Raw genomic sequence first — 19350 nt, 5'->3', positions numbered from 1 at the left:
ACTTGCGACATTTCATGCCTGAACAAGGCGATTTTTATCTTCAGCCACCACAAAGGGAGCGGCGGGTGAGTCTCACAGTCATTGCGCAGCGTATTGGTACAACAAGCTTTCAGCGCCTGGTGACTGGCCTTGTCTTGAGTTCCTTGTTGGTCGGTTGCTCCAGCACGCGTTCAAGCGATGTGCGAGTGGTCGATCGTAATAACGCGGCGGCCCAGCGGCCTGCAGTAACCACCGGGCAATACGTAGTCCGTCGCGGCGATACCTTGTTCTCGATCGCCTTTCGCTACGGCTGGGATTACAAGGCCCTGGCGGCGCGCAACAATATTCCTACGCCTTACACCATCCATCCAGGTCAGACGATTCGCTTTGATGGACGTTCCGGTTCAACACCGACAGAGGCGGTGGCCGAGTCTGGAACCAGCACTTCTTCGTCGGGCAAATTTACCGTAACCCGGCGCCCGGCATCGGGTGCGAGCCCCGCCAAGGAGGCGGCTGCGCCGTCCGTCGCAAACAAACCAGCCCCTGCGCCACTGCCTCCGGCAGGGCCCGCGCCGACAGGCTGGGGATGGCCATCTAATGGCATTCTGATTGGGAAATTCTCTTCAAACGGTAGTTTGAATAAAGGAATTGATATCGCAGGGGATTTGGGACAGCCTATTTTAGCTGCGTCTGATGGGACGGTGGTTTACGCCGGGAGTGGCTTGCGGGGCTACGGTGAGCTCGTCATCATCAAACACAGCGATACCTACGTCAGTGCCTACGGTCATAACCGCAGGTTGTTGGTTCGGGAGGGACAGCAGGTCAAAGTCGGACAGACAATTGCCGAAATGGGGTCAACGGGTACAGACCGGGTGAAACTGCATTTTGAGATTCGCCGACAAGGTAAACCTGTAGATCCGCTGCAATTCCTGCCACGTCGTTGATTTGTTACCAGCCTGTTCCGTCACGTAGAGGGAACAGGCTCCAGCGTTGCCAAGGATAAAGGCGTCGCTTGAGCTTGAGGTCGAACTCACCAAAGGACTATAACAATGGCTCTCAGTAAAGAAGTGCCGGAGTTTGACATCGACGATGAGGTTCTCCTGATGGAGGCCGGCGTCGCATCGGATGAGATGTCGAATGAAGGGTCAGCTACGCCTTCAGTTCGTGCCAAATCCAAGCACTCCGCAACACTTAAGCAGCACAAGTACATCGACTACACCCGGGCGCTCGATGCAACTCAGCTGTACCTCAATGAAATCGGCTTTTCCCCCTTGTTGTCACCGGAAGAAGAAGTTCATTTTGCGCGCCTGTCGCAAAGTGGCGATCCGGCTGGGCGCAAGCGCATGATTGAAAGCAACTTGCGACTGGTGGTGAAAATCGCCCGGCGCTATGTCAATCGTGGGCTGTCACTGCTGGACCTGATCGAAGAGGGCAACCTCGGGCTGATCCGGGCGGTGGAAAAGTTCGATCCAGAGCGGGGCTTCCGCTTTTCGACCTACGCTACCTGGTGGATTCGTCAGACCATCGAGCGTGCAATCATGAATCAGACCCGGACCATCCGGTTGCCGATTCATGTGGTCAAAGAGCTCAACGTCTACCTTCGGGCAGCACGGGAGCTGACGCAAAAGCTTGATCATGAACCCTCACCCGAAGAAATCGCCAACCTGCTGGAAAAACCGGTGGGAGAGGTCAAGCGCATGCTGGGCCTGAACGAGCGGGTTTCTTCGGTCGACGTCTCGCTGGGTCCGGATTCGGATAAAACCCTGCTGGACACCCTCACCGATGACCGCCCTACTGATCCTTGTGAGCTGCTTCAGGACGATGACCTGTCGCAGAGCATCGATCAGTGGCTCTCGGAGCTGACGGACAAACAGCGCGAGGTGGTGATCCGCCGCTTCGGTCTGCGCGGCCACGAGAGCAGTACGCTGGAAGACGTGGGCCTGGAGATTGGCCTGACCCGTGAACGAGTCAGACAGATTCAGGTTGAAGGTCTGAAACGCCTGCGTGAAATCCTTGAGAAGAATGGCCTTTCGAGCGAGTCGCTGTTCCAGTAGCAGGAACGCGTTCACCCGATGACAATAAGCCCCGCCTGTTTCGGGGCTTTTTGTTGTTCGCAGATTAGTGCGGTGTTTAACCTTTGTAAGTGCTATCTGGACTCTTTCGCAGGTTAGCGTAAGCCATGGCTTACTCTCTCGTAAGTGTTCGGTTTTTCTACCCGGTAGTGGTCGTCTATTTCTGTTGACTAAATTGACTATCTTTATGATTTATAACGATATTTTTTATAGTTAAACACATCGTTTCACCCAGGCTTGCCCGTAGCAGGTGATTGCTCTTGTCGGGGAACTCTTTAGTATCAGCACTGTGTCGACGGATAGACACAGCCATCAAGGATGATGGTTAAGGAACATCACAGGGACGTGATTCATCAGGACGATGAAAAGGAACACAGGGAATAGGGAAAAAATGTGGGCGGGTCATACCGCCCCTTTTTTTGCCCGCAATTCCCCGTAGGAGCTGCCGAAGGCTGCGATCTTTTGATCTTTGATAAAAACAAAAAAGGCCCGCAAGGGGCCTTTTCGAGAGCGCCGCGATGATCAGCGAGCGAGGTCTTTGATCTTGCCTTTGACGCCATCAAACTCCGCCGCGTCTGGCAGCGGATCTTTCTTCTCGGTGATGTTGGGCCAGATTTCGGCCAGATCAACGTTCAGCTGAATGAACTCCTTCATCTCATCCGGGACTTCGTCTTCGGAGAAGATGGCCACAGCAGGGCATTCTGGCTCGCACAGGGCGCAGTCGATGCACTCATCCGGGTGAATCACCAGGAAGTTCGGGCCTTCGTAAAAGCAGTCCACCGGACACACTTCTACGCAGTCGGTGTACTTGCACTTGATGCAGTTGTCGGTGACGACGAAGGTCATTTCTAATTCTCTCCTCAGGCGCGGCTTGCTGCGCCCCTTCACGGTGGGGTCGCCAGGTTTGGGAGCGATAGTCTGCAGACCAGGCTATTTGCCTGCAGCATCCCAAACCGCGCGAGATTCTAACAGCTTGCAGGCATCTGCGTTAGATCCGTGTCTTTAATGTATAGAGCATTTCCAGTGCCCTACGCGGGGTCATGTCATCCAGATCGAGCTTGGCCAGTTCATCGAGCACCGGATGCGGCAGGCTGGCGAACATATCGCTCTGTTGCGGCGCTGCCGGTTTGCCCTTGGCAGGTGCTGGCACTTCATGCGGCAGACTGGTGGTTTCCAGTCGGCTCAAGTGCTCGCGAGCCCGCACGATGACCTCGGTTGGCACACCAGCCAGTTGCGCAACCGCCAACCCATAGCTCTGGCTGGCAGGGCCAGGCAGCACGTGGTGGAGGAACACGATGCGCTCGTTATGCTCGGTGGCGTTGAGGTGGACGTTGGCCACCAGCGGCTGGCTTTCCGGCAGTACCGTCAGCTCGAAGTAGTGGGTGGCGAACAGTGTGTAGGCGCGCAGCTGAGCCAAACGCTCGGCTGCTGCCCAGGCCAGCGACAGGCCGTCGAAGGTGCTGGTGCCGCGGCCGACTTCGTCCATCAGCACCAGGCTACGTTCGGTGGCGTTGTGCAGGATGTTCGCGGTTTCGCTCATCTCGACCATAAAGGTCGAACGGCCACCGGCCAGGTCATCGCTGGAACCGATCCGGGTGAAGATCCGGTCCACCAGCGACAACTCGCAACTGGCTGCCGGCACGAAGCTACCGATATGCGCCAGCAGCACAATCAGCGCAGTTTGCCGCATGTAAGTGGATTTACCGCCCATGTTCGGACCGGTAATCACCAGCATCCGCGTGCTGTCGTCCAGGCTCAGATCGTTGGCCACGAACGGCGTGGTCAATACCTGCTCGACCACCGGGTGACGACCCTGGCTGATGCGCATGCACGGCTCGCTGACGAACCGTGGGCAATTCAGGTCCAGGTTCAGCGCGCGTTCGGCCAGGTTGCTCAAGACGTCCAGCTCGGCCAGTGCCGCGGCCGTGTCCTGCAGCGGTGGCAGTTGGCTGATCAGGTCTTCGAGCAGGGCTTCGTAAAGCATCTTCTCGCGGGCCAGTGCACGGCTCTTGGCTGACAGGGCTTTGTCTTCGAAGGCTTTGAGTTCTGGCGTGATGAAACGCTCGGCACCCTTGAGAGTCTGGCGGCGGATGTAATCGGCCGGCGCCTGTTCCGCCTGCTTGCTGGGCAGTTCGATGAAGTAACCGTGAATCCGGTTGTAGCCGACTTTTAGGTTGGCCAGGCCGGTACGAGCCTTCTCGCGGGCTTCGAGGTCGATCAGGAATTGTCCGGCGTTCTCGCTCAGCGATTGCAACTCGTCGAGCTCTGCGTCGTAACCGGTTTTCAACACGCCGCCGTCACGGATCACCGCCGGCGGGTTGTCGATGATGGCTTTTTCCAGCAGGGCGGCCAGCTCGGGATAGGTGCTGGTGGTCACGGCCAGTTGATTCAGGTGTGGCGCTTCAAGCTCGGTCATCGCCACTTGCAGCTCGGGCAGGGCACCGAGTGCGTCGCGCAGGCGAGCCAGATCACGAGGGCGGGCATTACGCAGGCCGATACGCGCCAGAATCCGCTCGATGTCACCGATTTCTTTCAGCTGCGGTTGCAGCTTTTCGAAGCGGTAACCGTCGAGTAGGCAGGTGATCGAGGTCTGGCGCGCCAGCAGCACGCTCAAGTCGCGCAACGGGCGGTTTAGCCAGCGGGTCAGCAAACGGCTGCCCATGGCGGTCTGGCAACGGTCGACCACAGACTGCAGGGTGTTTTCGCGGCCACCGGCAAGGTTGGTGTCCAGCTCCAGGTTGCGACGACTCGCGCCATCCAGCACCACGGTATCGTCCAGACGCTCATGACGCAGGCTGCGCAAATGCGGTAGGGCGGTGCGCTGGGTTTCCTTGGCGTAGCTCAACAGGCAACCGGCGGCACCGATGGCCAGGGTCAGGTTCTCGCAGCCGAAACCCTTGAGGTCCTGGGTGGAGAATTGCTGGCAAAGACTTTTCAGCGCCGAATCACGCTCGAAATCCCACGGTGCACGACGACGAACACCACGACGCTTCTCTGCTGGCAAATCTTTAGGCCAATCATCCGGAATCATCAGCTCGACCGGATTGACCCGCTCCAGCTCTGCCAGCAGGTTTTCCCAGCCTTTGATCTCCAGCACGCTGAAGTTACCGCTGGTGATGTCCAGCACGGCCAGACCGAACAGGCGCTCGTCACCCAGCACGGCGGCGATCAGGTTGTCGCGACGCTCATCCAGCAGCGCTTCATCGCTGACGGTGCCGGGGGTGATGATCCGCACCACCTGGCGATCCACCGGGCCTTTGCTGGTCGCCGGGTCGCCGACCTGCTCACAGATCACCACCGACTCACCGAGCTTGACCAGTTTCGCCAGGTAACCTTCCGCAGCGTGGTAAGGAATCCCGCACATCGGAATCGCCTGCCCAGCCGACTGCCCACGGGCGGTCAGGGTAATGTCCAGCAACTTGGCGGCCTTCTTCGCGTCTTCATAGAAGATCTCGTAGAAGTCACCCATGCGATAGAACATCAACTGGTCAGGGTGCTGGTTCTTCAGACGCCAGTACTGCTGCATCATCGGGGTGTGGGAAGACAGATCGGAGAGTGCTTTATTCATCAGGTAATCAGGCGAATTCGTTGAAAGGGTGGGGCAAAAATGGGGCATCGGCCCGGTTTTTCCGCGATGGGCGCAAGGTTACCATGGGCAGTCCGACCTACGCAGGGATGAAAGGCCCACTGCACATTTCTGCGATTTATGCACTGGCTATGCAAATCAGCATTTGTCATCTTCGAAAAGAACAAGCACTATGCGCGTTATGCAAAAACGCAATGTTTCTACCGTCTTAAGAGCGCTGCTCGATCAGCATGGGATCTCCCCCACGGAGCTTCACCGTCGCACGGGCGTGCCTCAATCCACCCTCTCGCGGATTCTCAGCGGGAAGATCGTCGATCCTTCGGATAAACACATCTCGAAGATCGCCGAGTACTTCCGTGTGAGCACTGACCAGTTGCGTGGCCGCGCCGACGTAGCGCCGGCCATCGCGCCTGCACGCGACGAGTCGCATTCGGAACTCAAGGACATAAGCCTGTGGGATGACGATACCCCCGTCGATGACGACGAGGTCTCGGTCCCCTTTCTTCGAGAGGTTGAATTGGCTGCTGGATCAGGAAGATTCGTCATCGAAGAAAGCGAGCGCTCAAGCTTGCGCTTCGGCAAGCGCAGCTTGCGGCATAACGGTGTGCAGTTCGACCAGGCCAAATGCGTGACGGTGCGCGGCAACAGCATGTTGCCAGTGCTGCGTGATGGCGCGACGGTTGGGGTCAACGCCGGCAAGTCCGGGATTGGCGACATCGTTGATGGTGATCTGTATGCCATCAACCATAACGGTCAATTGCGGGTGAAGCAGCTCTATCGTCTGCCTACCGGCATTCGTCTGCGTAGCTTCAATCGCGATGAACATCCGGATGAGGACTACAGCTTTCAGGAAATCCAGGAAGAGCAGATCGTCATCCTTGGTCACGTCTTCTGGTGGGGCATGTACGCCCGCTAACCCTTAGCTGTCAGACAAAACCCGCCATCGAGCGGGTTTTTTTCGCCTGACGAAAACCATCCCAGCCTTTGTTTGCAGGGCTTTCATGCGCTCGTGCATTTCTAATGCATAAATAATTGCATTAATGCATTGACTGTATATGCATCCATGCATATTCTTTGTCTCAAGCCGCTCAACAACGGCTCGTAACGAAGCTCTTTAGTTCCACAGCAAAGGCAGCGATGAACCGGCCTCAACGGTTCAGAGGGTTGGCAACTGACCCGGGTGTGCAGCGTAAAGCACCGTAAGCAGTTATCCGGCGGACAGGGTCGCGGTCGGAGGAACAATTTGAATGGATCCGTACCGCGCCAGTAGCGCCGAAAGATCAGAGAGCAGGACCGTATTACTGAAAAGCCCGGGCGACCGGGCTTTTTGGAATGCCTACCTACCGTCAGGCACACCAAGAGACAACGTTTGAACAACACACAAACCCATCACCTATTTATCAACGCAGGAGGCGTGACATGACAAACGAGCAGCAAGCGTTGCTGGACATGCCTATCTGGCTAGTCATTGCCCTGGCGGTGGTCGGCGGGGTGTCCGGCGAAATGTGGCGCGCCGACAAGGAGGGTACCCGCGGCTGGCCACTGTTGCGGCGCCTGGCACTGCGCTCCGGGGCCTGCATGGTCTGCGGGGTCTCGACCATCATGCTGCTGTATGCCGCCGGCGTATCGATATGGACCGCCGGCGCCTTTGGTTGCCTTACCGCGATGGCGGGTGCCGATGTCGCCATCGGGCTTTACGAGCGCTGGGCGGCCAAGCGGATTGGGGTAGATGACCCCACTGCGCGCAACTCTCACCCGGATCAGCAGTAAGTCCCGCATTGGGATCAGTCGCAACAGAAATATTTGAACAGGAAGCCGTTTATGTCTCCAAGAGTTATTGATAAGCCCTCGGAGCTGATTTTCGCTATCGGTGAGGCACTCAGGCCGATTTATCCAGGCCTGAAGGTCGGGAGATATCAGGACTTTGATGGCGTTGTCGATGATGCCTGGGTCCTGATCGCAATTGAACGCGATGCCCCAGGCACCCGTGCCAACGATGGGCGTAAAGCGCATGTCCTGACGATCTCGCTGCAGGGCGTGGTGGCTGGGAAAAGTGGGCTTGAGGCCTGCAACCTGGCCAGCGCGCTGAAGGATCTTGTCACGGATAACCGTTGGGGCGTGTCGGGAGGGCAATGCGACCTGCCGATGAGCATCGAGGCAGTGCCGTCGACGTTCACCCGCGGTGAGCAGGTATACGAGGCATGGACGGTTTCGTTTTCCCAGACGCTGTATTTCGGTCAGCCGTTGCTCGATGACCCAACGGGCACACCGAAGTTCGCTTTCAGCTGGGAGGTCTCGAACATCGACGATCCGGATCAATACACAGAGCTTCAGTCACCAGCACTCAAGGGGTAGCCAATGTTTGACGCTCTTCTACGTATGCAGCTCGGCCCGATCATTGAACGCTTGGCCGAGATGGAGACCGAGTTCGAAGATCTGCACCGGCGTGCCGACAGCTTTTGTCGCATCGGTGTGTGTGTGGCGGTCGATGCCGCCAGCAACACCTGCAAAGTCAGCCACGGGGATCTGCTGACGCCAGCGATCAGGTTCTTCAACCCGAGTGCTGGCGAGCAGAGCGAGTCGCGCATCCCGTCCGAAGGCGAGCAGTGCTTGCTGCTGAACTATGGCGGCGGTGATGGCGGTGGGCAATCGGTTGCCTTGTTCGGCCTCAACAGCAACCAGTTCCCGCCGGTTTCGACCGTGGCCACGTTGACGCGTCGCCGACACAAGGACGGCACTGAAAGCAGCTACGACGATGCAAGCCATGTTCTGAGCTGGACGAACGGACAGACAGCGTTCAAGGGCTCGCGTGAGTCGGTCGAGTTGAGCGTCGGCCCGGCCCGGCTGGCACTGACCCCTGAGGCAATCGAACTGAAGCTTGGCGCGGTCGGCGTGTTGCTAGACGGCTCTGGAGTTCACTTCCTCGGCCCTTTGGTGGATCACCAGGGACGAGTCATCAGTACTGCATAAGGGACTTCCCATGATTGGAGTCGATAGAAACACCGGGGCAGCGGTCGACGACTGGCTCCAGTTTGTGCAACGCGCAACCCGCGCACTGACCACGCCGCTGGGCACTCGTCAAAAGCGCCCTCTGTATGGATCGCTAATCCCTGACTTGCTGGGGCGGAACGTCGGCGACGACGTGTTGATCCTTGCGCAGAGCCATGCGGCACAGGCGTTTTACAACAAGGAGAACGGCATAGGTGATTTTGAGCCTGAGGTCATCGTCGCCAGTCGTCGAGGTGCGGGGCTGCTGTTGCGCTTCGCCGGCACCTGGAAAAACCGTAAACAGACATTCGAGGTCGTGACATGAGCATGCTGATACCCGGTCAAAACCAGTTGGCTGAGCCGGCGATTGTTACGGTCGAGACGTTCGAGGCGCTGCTCGCTGAGTTCAAGGCGTTTGTCGTTGACTACGTGGCTGCACGCTCGCCGGAAAATGCAGCCAAGTTGCAAGTCAGCCTCGACAACGAAAGCGAGCTGTTGACGCTGGCCCTTGAGGCCTTTTGTGTGCGGCTGCAAACCCACGAACGCAAATACAACGCCCGCATCAAGCAGATGCTCGCGTGGTGGGCGACCGGCAGCAACCTCGATGCCCGCCTCGCGGACATGGGCCTCGAGCGTCAGGTGCTGGACCCGGGAGACCCGGCGGCATTTCCGCCGATCAAACCCACCTATGAAAGCGACGATGACGCCCGGCTGCGTTACTACCTCGCACCTCATGCACCGGCAGCGGGTTCGCGGATGCAGTATCGACGCGAGGTATTCACCCTGGGCGAACGCCCCGTGGTGAAGGTAGAAACCACGGCTCCGGGCGTGGTGACGGTTACCTACAGCTTTGATCCAGATGGCTACGCGGCACAGGTCAAGGATGGCAACGGGCGCCGTACGGCTCCTGGCGAGGTGATGGTCACCGTGCTTTCGCGAGAGGGAGACGGCACGCCGTCTGCAGACCTGCTGGACGGAGTTCGCCGGCACTTTGCGCGTCCTGATGTCAGGCCGGAAACGGATCTGGTTACGGTGCAGGGCGCCGAAATCAAACGCTACAAGATCCGGGTCGTCGCCAAGATCAATGCCGGGCCTGACTCGGGCCTGACAAAGGCTGCCGTTGAGCAGCAATTGCAGGCGTATGCCGACTCGCGCCACCGGCTGGAGGGGCGGGTCGATCCGAGCTGGATCGATTACACCTTGCACGCCGCCGGTGCGGTGCAACTGGAGATTCTGGAGCCCTTGGCGCCGATCGTGACAACGTTCTCTCAGGCGCCTTATTGCACGGCTGTCGACGTTGAGGTGATCACGCTATGAGTGATGAAACGCCTCGCCCGAGTCTGTTGCCAGCGAACAGTTCGCCGCTGGAAAAGGCCCTCGATCTCGGTTTCGGTCAATTGCTCGATCGCATCGCGCTGCCGTTCCCCGAGCTGATGGACCCGGTCAACACGCCGTTGGCGTTCTTGCCGTATCTCGCGGCTGATCGTGGGGTTGCTGAATGGAGCTCTGAGGCTCCCGAGGCTGAAAAGCGTTTAACGGTAGAGCTCGCGTGGTCAACCGCTCGACAAGCTGGCACGCGAAAGGCTCTGGCGAACGCCGCCAAGGGCTTGCAATTAGTGCCGGAAATTCGCGCATGGTACGAGCAGACGCCGCTTGGCAAACCCTACAGTTTTTCAGTCAGGGCCTTTTCCGAGCGGCCCTACAGCGAAGAAATCGACGCGCGTCTCGATCGACGTTTGGCGGACGCCAAAAGTGAACGCGACATCGTGTCGGTGTCCGTGGGCTTGAGCGCATTTGGCAACCACGTTATCGGCGCAGCCACTGTGTGCGGTGAGCTGACCACGGTTTATCCGATTGTGATCGAAGGGCTTGAAGCCTCGGGTCAGGCCTTTATCGCCGCCGGGCTCTACAGCGTCGAAACATCCACTATTTATCCTCAGGGGTCCTAAATGGCCGACTATTACACCCTGCTCACGAATGCAGGGATCGCTTACGAAACTACCTGCAAGGCAGCGGGCGTGCCGATCAAGCTGTCACAGATTTCGGTCGGTGACGGCGGTGGCGCGGTTTACAACCCGGCCGCGACTGACACAGCACTCAAGCGCGAAGTATGGCGCGGGCCACTCAATGCGCTGTTCCAGGACGAGAAAAACCCTAGCTGGTTGCTGGCTGAAGTCACCATCCCGCCCGAAGTCGGCGGCTGGTATGTGCGTGAAGCGGGGATCTGGACTGATACCGGTATTCTGTACGCCATCGTCAAATACCCGGAGTCGTTCAAGCCGGTACTGGCGACGTCGGGATCGGGGAAAGAGTTTTATATCCGGTCGATTTTCGAGACCAGCAATGCCTCTTTGGTGACGTTGCTGATTGACGATACGGTCGTCAAGGCGACGCGGGCCTGGGTGTCGAGCTATGTCGCTGACGAGCTTGCGAAGCTCGATAGAAAGCAGTCTGTGCGGGTAGCGACGACGGGCAACATTGTTTTAAGTGGTGCGCAAACGCTTGACGGAATCGCGGTCGTCGCAGGCGATCGAGTCCTTGTTAAATCCCAAGCTTCGGCGAAAGACAACGGCATTTATGTCGCCGCAAACGGTGCATGGACTCGCGCAAAGGATGCCGATGCGAGTGTCAAAGTAACTTCGGGATTGAGTGTTCCGGTAGAGGAGGGGGGGACGCTCGCCGATACGACTTGGCAATTGGTCATGGACGGGGTGATTGTGCTGGGCACTACTGCTCTGACTTTTCAGAACGTGACCCAAGGGTTTGCATCGATAAACTCGCCAGTGCTGATCGATCCAACTGCAAACACCCCACCTCGGTTTGATAATACCAAGAAGATTGTAACGACTGAGTGGGCTAGATCCAGAGGATTTGAGCTTAATGGTTTCTATGTATTCACCGCCGCATTAACCGGTATTGCGGCGCACATTGGCGGCATGGTTCACGCTTACGGTAGTGGTCCTGCCTCCTACAGTATTCCCGACTCGGTGGCCAACAGCGTTCTGCCTGGCGGCACTATTCGTTTGCAGAACTGGTCAACCGCGAAACTGATCCTGGTCACCCAAGGTGCAGACAAGATGCAGGAAAGTCTCTCTGTACCGTCTTCTTCTGCCAGCCGTTCCATTCCCCCAGACACCTATGTAGACATCACCTTCATTGGCAACGGGAACTGGTTGCTGCTGGGGACTGGGGTGCTTGGTGCTACTGCCCCCTTTGCCTCATCGCTTGGTGGGACTGGTTTTCAAAAAATTGCGGGGGGATTAATTCTTCAATGGGGGGTGGCTGTTACTAATAGTGCTGGTAGGGCCTCTGTTACTTGGCCTATTGCCTTTCCTAATTTTTGCTCTATGGCAGTGGGAACTCATAGCGGTGGCGGCGGCGCGATTGTAATCGTTGACACCGGAAACGGCGGTTTGACGAGTACCGTCGGGAGTTTTGCACTTGCGAGTTCGGCGTTCGGCGCAGTGGGTGGCAGCGGGTTAAGTTTTTACTGGTTTGCACTTGGGAAGTAGTGGGGGGTTCTAATGGCTATGTTTTATTCAGTGTCGCGAAATACGTGCTATGGCGGAGACAGTCGTAATGATTACGATCTTGCAGGAAGTTGGCCGGAGGATGCTGTTGAGATTACGAATGAAACTTTCGAGAGAGTTGTTTTGCATCGTCCGCCTGACAAAGTGATTTCCCCGGGGGCGGATGGCCTACCAGAACTTGCAGATATGCCTGTCCCATCAGCGACCGACTTGGCCGCTTACGAAAGGTCATGGCGCAACAGTCAGTTGCTAGCAACCGACCCGCTGGTCGCTCGTCATCGCGACGAGCTAGAGGAAGTCTCGGAAACCACATTGACTCCCGCGCAGTACGCCGAACTTCAGGCGTACCGCAGAGCACTGCGCAACTGGCCGGAGGCGGGAGAGTTCCCGTTGATTGATCACCGTCCGCCGTCGCCTCTTTGGCTGATTGCCCAGCTCCAATAAACGCCCCGCACCGACGGGGCGTTTTCTTTTCCGCTGCACATAACGCGGCACATCCCTAACAGCCCCGCTCATGCGGGGCTTTTCGCTTCTGGAGATCCTGAAATGGCAGAACGCCAAACGTACACCGTGCTCCTCCCATTCCCCACCGGTGGTGGCCATTGGTCGAGTGTCGGCCAACAGCTTGAGCTGCTCGATGTGGAGGCCAACGCGCTGCGTAGCGCTGGCCGTCTCGAGCTAACCAGCGTCCTCGAGGCCGAGGCCACCCCAACCACCCCGGCCCAAACGGCCGCCACCAAGAAGGCTGAATAACCATGGCTGAGGTTTTGAACTTCGAGCACAACGGCATTACCGTCAATGCCACCGAATCCCCCGAGGCCATGGGTGGCCTCGGTGACAACGTCATCGGTCTGGTCGGCACCGCGCCGAAAGCGGATCCACTGATTCCGCGTAATACCCCGTTCCGCATCAACAGCTTCACCACCCAGGCGCTGCTCGATCCGACAGGTGCCGAGTCGGGCACGCTGTATCAGGCGGTTTACCAGATCCTGAAAGTGGTCAAGGTGCCGGTCTATGTGGTCATCGTCGAAGAGGGCGCGACCCCGGCCGACACCCTGAACAACGTGATCGGCGGCAACGAAGCGCTGACCGGTCGCAAGCTGGGCCTGGCCGCGCTGAGTGGTGTGCCTGAAGACCTGACCATCATCGGTGCGCCGGGCTTTACCGGCACCAAAGCGGTGGCCAGCGAGTTCGCCTCGTTCGGCAAGCGCATCAAGGCCCGTGTGGTACTCGATGGCAAGGACACTTCGGTCGCCGATCAGGTGACCTACAGCAAGGAACTGGGCGGTGCGGATCTCGGTTTCGACCGCTGCCTCGTCGTGCACAACATGCCCGCGGTTTACTCCAAAGCGGCGAAGAAAAACGTGTTCCTGGCGCCGTCGAGCCTGGCCATCGCCGCATTGGCCAAAGTCAAGCAATGGGAGAGCCCGGGCAATCAAGTGACCTACGCCGAGGACGTATCCCGGACCGTGGAATACAACATCCTCGACGCCTCGACCGAGGGCGATCTGCTCAACCGTTACGGCATCAGCTACTACGCACGGACCGTCCTCGGCGGGTTCTCGCTGTTGGGTAACCGCTCCATCACCGGCAAGTTCATCAGCTACGTGGGCCTGGAAGATGCGATCAGTCGCAAGCTGGTCAAAGCCGGTCAGAAGGCCATGGCCAAGAACCTGACCAAGTCGTTCATGGATCAGGAGGTCAAGCGTATCAACGACTGGCTGCAAACCCTGGTCGCCGACGAAACCATCCCCGGCGGTAGCGTGTACCTGCACCCGGAATTGAACAGCGTCGAGAAGTACAAAAACGGCACTTGGTTCATCGTCATCGACTACGGCCGCTACGCGCCGAACGAACACATGGTTTATCAACTCAACGCCCGCGATGAAATCATCGAGCAGTTCCTGGAGGATGTTCTCTAATGTTTACCAACCGCGTAAGACAGGCCATCGCGGCCACCCTGCAGGGCCTGCCGTTGTCGGCGACGGTGGAGGATTTCACTCCGCCGAAGATCGATTTCGACATGGAGCCGATGACCGGCGGGCGCTTTATCGCCGAGGAAATGGCCAAGAGCGGCAAAGTGCTCAATGCCACGTTGAACCTGCAAGGCACTGGCCCGGAAATCATGCTGGCGCTCGGTGTGAAACTGGGTGAAGACATCCTGTTGAATGTCCGCGAAGCCGGTCAGGACCAGGACGGTAACACCTGGTTCACCTACCACACCGTCGGCGGCAAGCTGAAATCCCTGGCCGAGGCCAAGCTGAAGATGGGCGACAAATCCATCACCACCCTCGAGCTGTCCTGCCGCACCTACAACCGCCTGGAAAACGGCATCCCGGTGATCGACATCGACGTGCGCACGCAGAAATTCGTGCTCAACGGCGTCGACATTCTCGGCGACGCCCGCCGCGCCGTGCTGCTGCCGTAAGCCTCGCAACATCCTCGATGCCTCTCAGTTAAAGCGGTAAACCTGTGGGAGCGAGCCTGCTCGCGATAGCGGTGTGTCAGACACATTGATTTTGAATGTACCGCCGCCATCGCGAGCAGGCTCACTCCCACAGAGTGCTTGCCAGACTTGAGATTTGTGTTAGCTGACCGGCATTGCGCAACACCTTCCCATGATTCACAAAGGAATTCATTTCATGTCCTGGATGCCTCCTAAACATGTCCTGTTGTCGCCGATCACCGGTGACGATCAGTCGCAGATCGAGCAGATCCAACTCAAACCGCTGTACTACGCCGCGCAGAAAGAGGCGTTAGCCCGCGCCGGCGATGATGAGGACGATCAGTTCTTCGAGTTGGCCAAATTGGCCACGGGGTTGTCGGTCAAGGAACTGGACCAGCTCAAACGCCCGGACTACGTGAGCATTGCGCAGTACGTGCATGAGATGTCGACGCGGCCGGCTTCGTACTTTCTGCAGCAGCCTACCGAGGCTGACGAAGCACCGGGCGTCGAACCGTCGGACGATCCCGATCAAGTGCAACTGCTGCAACCGCTCAATGTGGCGGGCCGCAGCATGACTTCGCTGACTCTGGAAATGCCGGTGCTGCGTGCGACCAAGGCGATGAAAAAACTGAAGACGGCCAAGGAGCGCGCCGAGTTCATCACCGCCCATTGCACCGGGCTGATGCTTCCCGACCTGGCCTCGCTGACCGTGCCCGACTGGACCCAGTTGCAGGTGCGCATCGACGATTTTTTAAACAAACCGGCGGACTTCTTTCGGAACGCGACATCGAAGTAATCCTCGATGTGGTGCCACTCATTTACCCGGTAAGTGAGGCGGAAATTCTGGAGTGGGACGCTGGCAAGGCATTACGCCGCTACGACATCGCGATCACTCGCCTTGGCGTGAAACAGGAGTAGAGCGGGATGGCGGACGATAGATATTCGCTCAAATACGCGGCCCTCGACGACAGTGGGTTGGCGTTCGGTAATACCAGCCTGACTACGGCAGTCACGAGCGTTGTGTCAGCACAAGGTACGGGCACGTCCGCCAGGGATCAGATGTCTGGCCTCGGTCTGGCGCTGGAAAACGTCGGGCTCAAGCTCGGTCTGCTGACGACGGCTATCGAGTCGTTGACCTTGAAACTTTCGTCGCAACGATTGTTGTCCCAAACGATGGGCGCCGGTGCCAGGAGTGAACCGGCCAGCGAGCAAAGGAGTGCGGGCAAGTCGGGTAGCAGTATCGAACCGCCGGACCTGCTCAAACCCGCGATAGCGATGGATTCGGCCATGGCCGATCTGAAGCAGGCAGCCCAATTTACCCCGCGCCAGAGCGAAGAGATGGCGCAGTCAACCCAGCACATCGCCAGCGCTCCGCTGGTGGCGGCCGGGGGGACCAAGGTGGTTGATTTGGTGAAGATTGAAAGTCTGGCTGCCAGGGCAGGAATCGTTAGCGATCTGCCCAATGCGTCGGACCGACAGTTAGAGCTGCAGCGCTTCGCCAGTGACGCCGGCGTGGCCGCGTCGGCGTTCAAAATGCCGGCCATGGATGTCGCCGAGATGATGGTCGGCTGGCGCACCTCCATGAAGCTCAACGGTGCTCAGGCCTTTGACCTTGCGGATGCAACCAACCATCTGGGCAAGATACCCAATGGTGCGAAAGCGGCCGACATCGGTGCCGTCTTGCAGCGTGACGGTGCAGCGGCTACGGCGGCAGGCCTGTCCCCTGCGCAAGCAGCAGCGTTGACGGCGGCATTGCTCAATACCGGTACGCAAAAGGCTGATGCCGGCGTAGCGCTAAAAAGCATCACCACGGTCATGGGCAAGGGTGATCAGTCCTCGGCATCTGAGCAAGCGGCCTGGAAGCAGCTGGGGCTGGAGCCGAAAGCGGTGGCGAGCGGCTTGCGTGACAAGGACGCAGCGCCTGGCACGGTGATGTCGGTGCTTGCGGCCTTGAACGCACAACCTGCCGAGAATCGCGCGACGCTTGCCTCCACGCTATTTGGCGATGGTGATAAGGCCGCGCTGAACATGGCGCAAAACCTTACCGATGTGAATGGAGCCTTCTGGCAGGTAAAAGACAAAGCCCAGTACGCCACGTCGGAGCTGGGTGACAAGGGCTCGGTGAGGCAAGACGCACTCGCACTGTCGAAAACCCGGCAAGGTCAGTGGAACGTCTTGAGTGCAAGCAATGATCGTCTGTCGGTGGCCACGGGTAATGCTCTGGCGCCCGTGACGGATAGTTCGCTCCACTCGCTTGGTTCGCTGGTGGACGGCTTGAGTGAATTGGCTGAAGCCTCCCCGAAAACCACCGCTGCAATTGTGCTGGTTGCAGCGGCAATCAAACCGCTGGTGGGGGCGCTGTTCAAAGCCATAGCGGATGAGCTGACCAATCGGATGGCCAAGCGAGTGTTGGGTGGGGTGGCCGCACGGCTCCCTGATCGATTGGGTGAGGCGATTTCCGACGATTTCAGAAACAAAGGTCGGACGGACAAACCGAATGCCAGCGAGACAAACAGGAGTCCAGAATCCAGAAATGGCCCGTCTGTACGTGTGAGTCCGCGAGGCTCGCGTGCGAGCACTCCTCGCTGGGGCGGCGTGACGGCCTCGATGCGTTCGATACCCCGCAAGCTTCCCGGCCCATTGAAAGGAGTCGGTGCCGTCGCTGATGTGGCCGAGGGGCTGCTTGTCGGCAACACCCGGATGGTGGGAGCAGGCCTGGGGGCTGCAGGTGGTGGCTGGGCGGGAGCTTCGGCCGGTGCGGCCGCGGGTGCCGCTTTGGGCAGTGTCGTTCCGCTGCTGGGTACAGCCATCGGTGGGCTTCTTGGCGGGCTGGTAGGCGGCTGGATGGGCAGTGAGTCAGGTGCCTGGCTGGGTGAAAAACTCGCAGCGCCTGCCGACAAACTCGCCGCTCCGGAACAGGTCAGCAAAGACCTGACCAACGCCCAGACGAGCAATCAGCAGAACACGGTTAACGCGAACATCTACATCAATGGTCAGGATCAGGCCAGCGCCACTCAACTGGCGAACCTGGTGGTGCAACAGATTTCCGGCCAATTCGGGCTAATGACCATGCCCAACTCACTCGCCATGCGAAGTGACGCGGCCCTGACTGATGGAGGTACGTGATGCGTCAGCAAATGGTGTTGGGCAGTTTTATTTTCGGCCTGTCCAGAAACTTCGCTTACCACAGTCTGGTGCGCACGTCGGACGGCGGCTGGAAGAGCATCGACATCCTCACCAGTAAACCCAAATCCAGTCAGATCGGCCAAGGCCTGCAAGGGCTGACGATAACGGGCAAGTCGATGTACGCGACCGCCATGGATCGGCTCGATGAGCTGCGTGCATTGCAGGCGCTGCGCATCCCTGTGCCGTTGGTTGACGGCATCGGCCGCAACTGGGGCCTGTGGCAGATCAGCAAGGTATCGGAGACCCAGAGTGACGTCATTGATGACGGCACCGCGATGGTGGTTGGCTGGGTGATCGAATTGACGGAGTTCGCCAATGCGTAGGGTTCGAAGTATTGCCGGTGACTCGGTAAATCTGTTGCTCTACCGCGAGCTCAATCGTTGCGACGATGCAGCCGAAGAGGCGCTGTGGCGCCTCAATCCGACGCTGGCCGAACCGGGCCCGGTATTGCCTGCGGGTGTCTGGGTGGTTCTGCCGGAGCTTGAATCAAAACCCGCTGCGATCGTACCGATAATGGCCTGGGATTAAGGAGGCACCATGGCCCTGGGTTTCACGCCAGCAGTAGAGATTTACGGGGCGAATGCGGCCCTGATCAACGAGCGTTTGATCAACTGGACGCATATCGATGCCGCCGGTATCGAGTCCGATCAGCTGACGCTGACCCTCGATCTGGAAGGACTTGAAGGGCTGCCGAGTCTGGGTGGAAAAATCGGCCTGCGGGTCGGTTATCTGGAGTCGGGATTGGTGGATAAAGGCGAGTTCGTCATTACCCGGCGCACGCCGACCCTGTTTCCCTTGCGGCTGACGCTGGTGGCCACGGCGGCGCCGTTCAGTGCTGCGGATCAGACCGGGTTTAAGCAGCGCCGCTCGGCCAGCCACGGTCCGACAACGCTGGGGGCGCTGTTTCGTCAGTTGACCTCCAAGCACGGTTTTTCCCCGCGTGTCGCCCCCGAACTGGCGTCGATCAAGATCGAACACATCGACCAGTCCAACGAGACCGACATGGGCTTTCTGACCCGACTTGCCTACCTGCACGACGCCGTCGCCAAACCGGTCAACGAGCTGTATGTGCTGGCGCGGCGTGGTCAGGCGAAATCGTTATCGGGCAAAGTTCTGCCGGACATAAAACTGTCAGTGACGACCAACAATCGTCCCGGCGATAACGCCTTTATCTCCGCCACCCTGGATGAAACCGCCCGGGCGAAATACCAGGGCTGCAAAACCAGCTGGTGGGACGCGGCGGCGGGCAAAGTGCGCGTCGAGGAGAGCGGCATCGCGCCGTTCAAGACTGTTCGTCAGCGCTACCAGAGCGCCGACGATGCCCGGGCCGCCGCTGAAGGCGAGGTGCGCCGGATGATGCGCGAAGCGCTCAAAGTGAAAATCGGCTGCCCCGGAAATCCGGGCCTGGCCGCCGAAGGGATCGTGCTGCTGGACCCCACCTGGCCGGACTTCATGCGCGGTCGCTGGTCGATTGACAAGGTCACCGCCAGCGGCGATCGCCAGAACAGCTATCGCTGCATGATCGAGGCGACTTGCCTGGACGCCAAGGCATAACCCCCCCCT

21 protein-coding genes are annotated in these 19350 nt (G+C 58.7%); 19 read left to right on the top strand and 2 right to left on the bottom strand.

Annotated features, from left to right (window positions below):
* The first annotated feature begins 65 nt into the window (after positions 1 to 65).
* Positions 66 to 923, top strand: a complete 858-nt coding sequence (locus tag AC1RKH_RS12650; RefSeq protein WP_493062554.1) for a peptidoglycan DD-metalloendopeptidase family protein — start codon at positions 66 to 68, stop codon at positions 921 to 923.
* A gap of 105 nt (positions 924 to 1028) precedes the next feature.
* Positions 1029 to 2033 carry an RNA polymerase sigma factor RpoS gene (gene rpoS, locus AC1RKH_RS12645; RefSeq protein ID WP_123428458.1) on the top strand — a complete coding sequence of 335 codons (1005 nt, stop codon included), beginning with the start codon at positions 1029 to 1031 and terminating at the stop codon, positions 2031 to 2033.
* 540 nt (positions 2034 to 2573) lie between these two features.
* On the opposite strand, the gene fdxA is transcribed toward rpoS, so the two are convergent.
* Positions 2574 to 2897 carry a ferredoxin FdxA gene (gene fdxA / locus AC1RKH_RS12640; protein WP_123428456.1) on the bottom strand — a complete coding sequence of 108 codons (324 nt, stop codon included), beginning with the start codon at positions 2895 to 2897 and terminating at the stop codon, positions 2574 to 2576.
* 142 nt (positions 2898 to 3039) lie between these two features.
* Entirely contained in the window at positions 3040 to 5619 is a 2580-nt protein-coding gene (gene mutS, locus AC1RKH_RS12635; RefSeq protein WP_493062295.1) for a DNA mismatch repair protein MutS, read from the bottom strand.
* A gap of 199 nt (positions 5620 to 5818) precedes the next feature.
* Between mutS and AC1RKH_RS12630 the strand changes: the two genes are divergently transcribed.
* From AC1RKH_RS12630 to AC1RKH_RS12550, 17 genes are all read left to right on the top strand, one after another.
* Positions 5819 to 6553, top strand: coding sequence for an XRE family transcriptional regulator (locus AC1RKH_RS12630; protein WP_493062553.1), 735 nt, complete (start codon positions 5819 to 5821; stop codon positions 6551 to 6553).
* A gap of 503 nt (positions 6554 to 7056) precedes the next feature.
* The gene (locus tag AC1RKH_RS12625; RefSeq protein ID WP_123428452.1) at positions 7057 to 7407 is read left to right on the top strand and encodes a phage holin family protein; all 351 of its coding nucleotides are present in this window, start codon (positions 7057 to 7059) and stop codon (positions 7405 to 7407) included.
* A gap of 51 nt (positions 7408 to 7458) precedes the next feature.
* Positions 7459 to 7992, top strand: coding sequence for a hypothetical protein (locus tag AC1RKH_RS12620; RefSeq protein ID WP_493062294.1), 534 nt, complete (start codon positions 7459 to 7461; stop codon positions 7990 to 7992).
* Between the two features lie 3 nt (positions 7993 to 7995).
* Complete coding sequence (locus AC1RKH_RS12615; RefSeq protein ID WP_493062293.1) at positions 7996 to 8607, top strand: phage baseplate assembly protein V; 612 nt, start codon at positions 7996 to 7998, stop codon at positions 8605 to 8607.
* A gap of 10 nt (positions 8608 to 8617) precedes the next feature.
* Entirely contained in the window at positions 8618 to 8950 is a 333-nt protein-coding gene (locus tag AC1RKH_RS12610) for a phage baseplate protein (RefSeq protein ID WP_123428447.1), read from the top strand.
* Positions 8947 to 9942 (top strand): baseplate J/gp47 family protein, encoded by a 996-nt coding sequence (locus AC1RKH_RS12605; protein ID WP_493062292.1) that lies wholly within the window; start codon positions 8947 to 8949, stop codon positions 9940 to 9942. The genes AC1RKH_RS12610 and AC1RKH_RS12605 overlap by 4 nt, the downstream gene beginning before the upstream one ends.
* Positions 9939 to 10574: a phage tail protein I gene (locus tag AC1RKH_RS12600; protein ID WP_493062291.1), complete on the top strand. Its 636-nt coding sequence runs from the start codon at positions 9939 to 9941 to the stop codon at positions 10572 to 10574. The genes AC1RKH_RS12605 and AC1RKH_RS12600 overlap by 4 nt, the downstream gene beginning before the upstream one ends.
* Entirely contained in the window at positions 10575 to 12137 is a 1563-nt protein-coding gene (locus AC1RKH_RS12595) for a phage tail protein (protein WP_493062290.1), read from the top strand.
* Between the two features lie 12 nt (positions 12138 to 12149).
* On the top strand, positions 12150 to 12599 hold the full coding sequence (locus tag AC1RKH_RS12590; RefSeq protein ID WP_493062289.1) for a tail fiber assembly protein: 450 nt from the start codon (positions 12150 to 12152) through the stop codon (positions 12597 to 12599).
* 102 nt (positions 12600 to 12701) lie between these two features.
* A complete protein-coding gene (locus tag AC1RKH_RS12585) occupies positions 12702 to 12908 on the top strand; it encodes a hypothetical protein (protein WP_493062288.1) in 207 nt (68 codons plus the stop codon).
* A gap of 2 nt (positions 12909 to 12910) precedes the next feature.
* Positions 12911 to 14077, top strand: coding sequence for a phage tail sheath protein (locus tag AC1RKH_RS12580; RefSeq protein WP_493062287.1), 1167 nt, complete (start codon positions 12911 to 12913; stop codon positions 14075 to 14077).
* Positions 14077 to 14583, top strand: coding sequence for a phage major tail tube protein (locus AC1RKH_RS12575; RefSeq protein WP_493062286.1), 507 nt, complete (start codon positions 14077 to 14079; stop codon positions 14581 to 14583). The genes AC1RKH_RS12580 and AC1RKH_RS12575 overlap by 1 nt, the downstream gene beginning before the upstream one ends.
* 214 nt (positions 14584 to 14797) lie before the next feature.
* Positions 14798 to 15397, top strand: a complete 600-nt coding sequence (locus AC1RKH_RS12570) for a phage tail assembly protein (RefSeq protein ID WP_493062285.1) — start codon at positions 14798 to 14800, stop codon at positions 15395 to 15397.
* 128 nt (positions 15398 to 15525) lie between these two features.
* On the top strand, positions 15526 to 17727 hold the full coding sequence (locus AC1RKH_RS12565; RefSeq protein ID WP_493062284.1) for a phage tail tape measure protein: 2202 nt from the start codon (positions 15526 to 15528) through the stop codon (positions 17725 to 17727).
* Complete coding sequence (locus tag AC1RKH_RS12560; protein WP_123428429.1) at positions 17727 to 18110, top strand: phage tail protein; 384 nt, start codon at positions 17727 to 17729, stop codon at positions 18108 to 18110. The genes AC1RKH_RS12565 and AC1RKH_RS12560 overlap by 1 nt, the downstream gene beginning before the upstream one ends.
* Positions 18103 to 18315, top strand: coding sequence for a tail protein X (locus tag AC1RKH_RS12555; RefSeq protein ID WP_493062283.1), 213 nt, complete (start codon positions 18103 to 18105; stop codon positions 18313 to 18315). The genes AC1RKH_RS12560 and AC1RKH_RS12555 overlap by 8 nt, the downstream gene beginning before the upstream one ends.
* Before the next feature lie 9 nt (positions 18316 to 18324).
* On the top strand, positions 18325 to 19341 hold the full coding sequence (locus tag AC1RKH_RS12550; RefSeq protein WP_493062282.1) for a phage late control D family protein: 1017 nt from the start codon (positions 18325 to 18327) through the stop codon (positions 19339 to 19341).
* Positions 19342 to 19350 lie beyond the last annotated feature (9 nt).

The sequence above is a fragment of the Pseudomonas sp. GW822-FHT06B12 genome (assembly GCF_058799675.1).
Note: the sequence above shows the minus strand (reverse complement) of the source record. Positions and strands in the feature narration are given on the sequence as shown.

Excerpts from the sequence above, each read along its gene's own strand:
- AC1RKH_RS12550 (WP_493062282.1), top strand. The coding sequence starts at position 18,325 with ATGGCCCTGGGTTTCACGCCAGCAGTAGAGATTTACGGGGCGAATGCG.
- rpoS (WP_123428458.1), top strand. The coding sequence starts at position 1,029 with ATGGCTCTCAGTAAAGAAGTGCCGGAGTTTGACATCGACGATGAGGTT.
- AC1RKH_RS12585 (WP_493062288.1), top strand. The coding sequence starts at position 12,702 with ATGGCAGAACGCCAAACGTACACCGTGCTCCTCCCATTCCCCACCGGT.
- AC1RKH_RS12615 (WP_493062293.1), top strand. The coding sequence starts at position 7,996 with ATGTTTGACGCTCTTCTACGTATGCAGCTCGGCCCGATCATTGAACGC.
- AC1RKH_RS12580 (WP_493062287.1), top strand. The coding sequence starts at position 12,911 with ATGGCTGAGGTTTTGAACTTCGAGCACAACGGCATTACCGTCAATGCC.
- AC1RKH_RS12555 (WP_493062283.1), top strand. The coding sequence starts at position 18,103 with ATGCGTAGGGTTCGAAGTATTGCCGGTGACTCGGTAAATCTGTTGCTC.
- AC1RKH_RS12630 (WP_493062553.1), top strand. The coding sequence starts at position 5,819 with ATGCAAAAACGCAATGTTTCTACCGTCTTAAGAGCGCTGCTCGATCAG.
- AC1RKH_RS12575 (WP_493062286.1), top strand. The coding sequence starts at position 14,077 with ATGTTTACCAACCGCGTAAGACAGGCCATCGCGGCCACCCTGCAGGGC.
- AC1RKH_RS12610 (WP_123428447.1), top strand. The coding sequence starts at position 8,618 with ATGATTGGAGTCGATAGAAACACCGGGGCAGCGGTCGACGACTGGCTC.
- AC1RKH_RS12590 (WP_493062289.1), top strand. The coding sequence starts at position 12,150 with ATGGCTATGTTTTATTCAGTGTCGCGAAATACGTGCTATGGCGGAGAC.
- AC1RKH_RS12595 (WP_493062290.1), top strand. The coding sequence starts at position 10,575 with ATGGCCGACTATTACACCCTGCTCACGAATGCAGGGATCGCTTACGAA.
- AC1RKH_RS12570 (WP_493062285.1), top strand. The coding sequence starts at position 14,798 with ATGTCCTGGATGCCTCCTAAACATGTCCTGTTGTCGCCGATCACCGGT.
- fdxA (WP_123428456.1), bottom strand. The coding sequence starts at position 2,897 with ATGACCTTCGTCGTCACCGACAACTGCATCAAGTGCAAGTACACCGAC.
- AC1RKH_RS12600 (WP_493062291.1), top strand. The coding sequence starts at position 9,939 with ATGAGTGATGAAACGCCTCGCCCGAGTCTGTTGCCAGCGAACAGTTCG.
- AC1RKH_RS12620 (WP_493062294.1), top strand. The coding sequence starts at position 7,459 with ATGTCTCCAAGAGTTATTGATAAGCCCTCGGAGCTGATTTTCGCTATC.
- AC1RKH_RS12625 (WP_123428452.1), top strand. The coding sequence starts at position 7,057 with ATGACAAACGAGCAGCAAGCGTTGCTGGACATGCCTATCTGGCTAGTC.
- AC1RKH_RS12565 (WP_493062284.1), top strand. The coding sequence starts at position 15,526 with ATGGCGGACGATAGATATTCGCTCAAATACGCGGCCCTCGACGACAGT.
- AC1RKH_RS12605 (WP_493062292.1), top strand. The coding sequence starts at position 8,947 with ATGAGCATGCTGATACCCGGTCAAAACCAGTTGGCTGAGCCGGCGATT.
- AC1RKH_RS12560 (WP_123428429.1), top strand. The coding sequence starts at position 17,727 with ATGCGTCAGCAAATGGTGTTGGGCAGTTTTATTTTCGGCCTGTCCAGA.
- mutS (WP_493062295.1), bottom strand. The coding sequence starts at position 5,619 with ATGAATAAAGCACTCTCCGATCTGTCTTCCCACACCCCGATGATGCAG.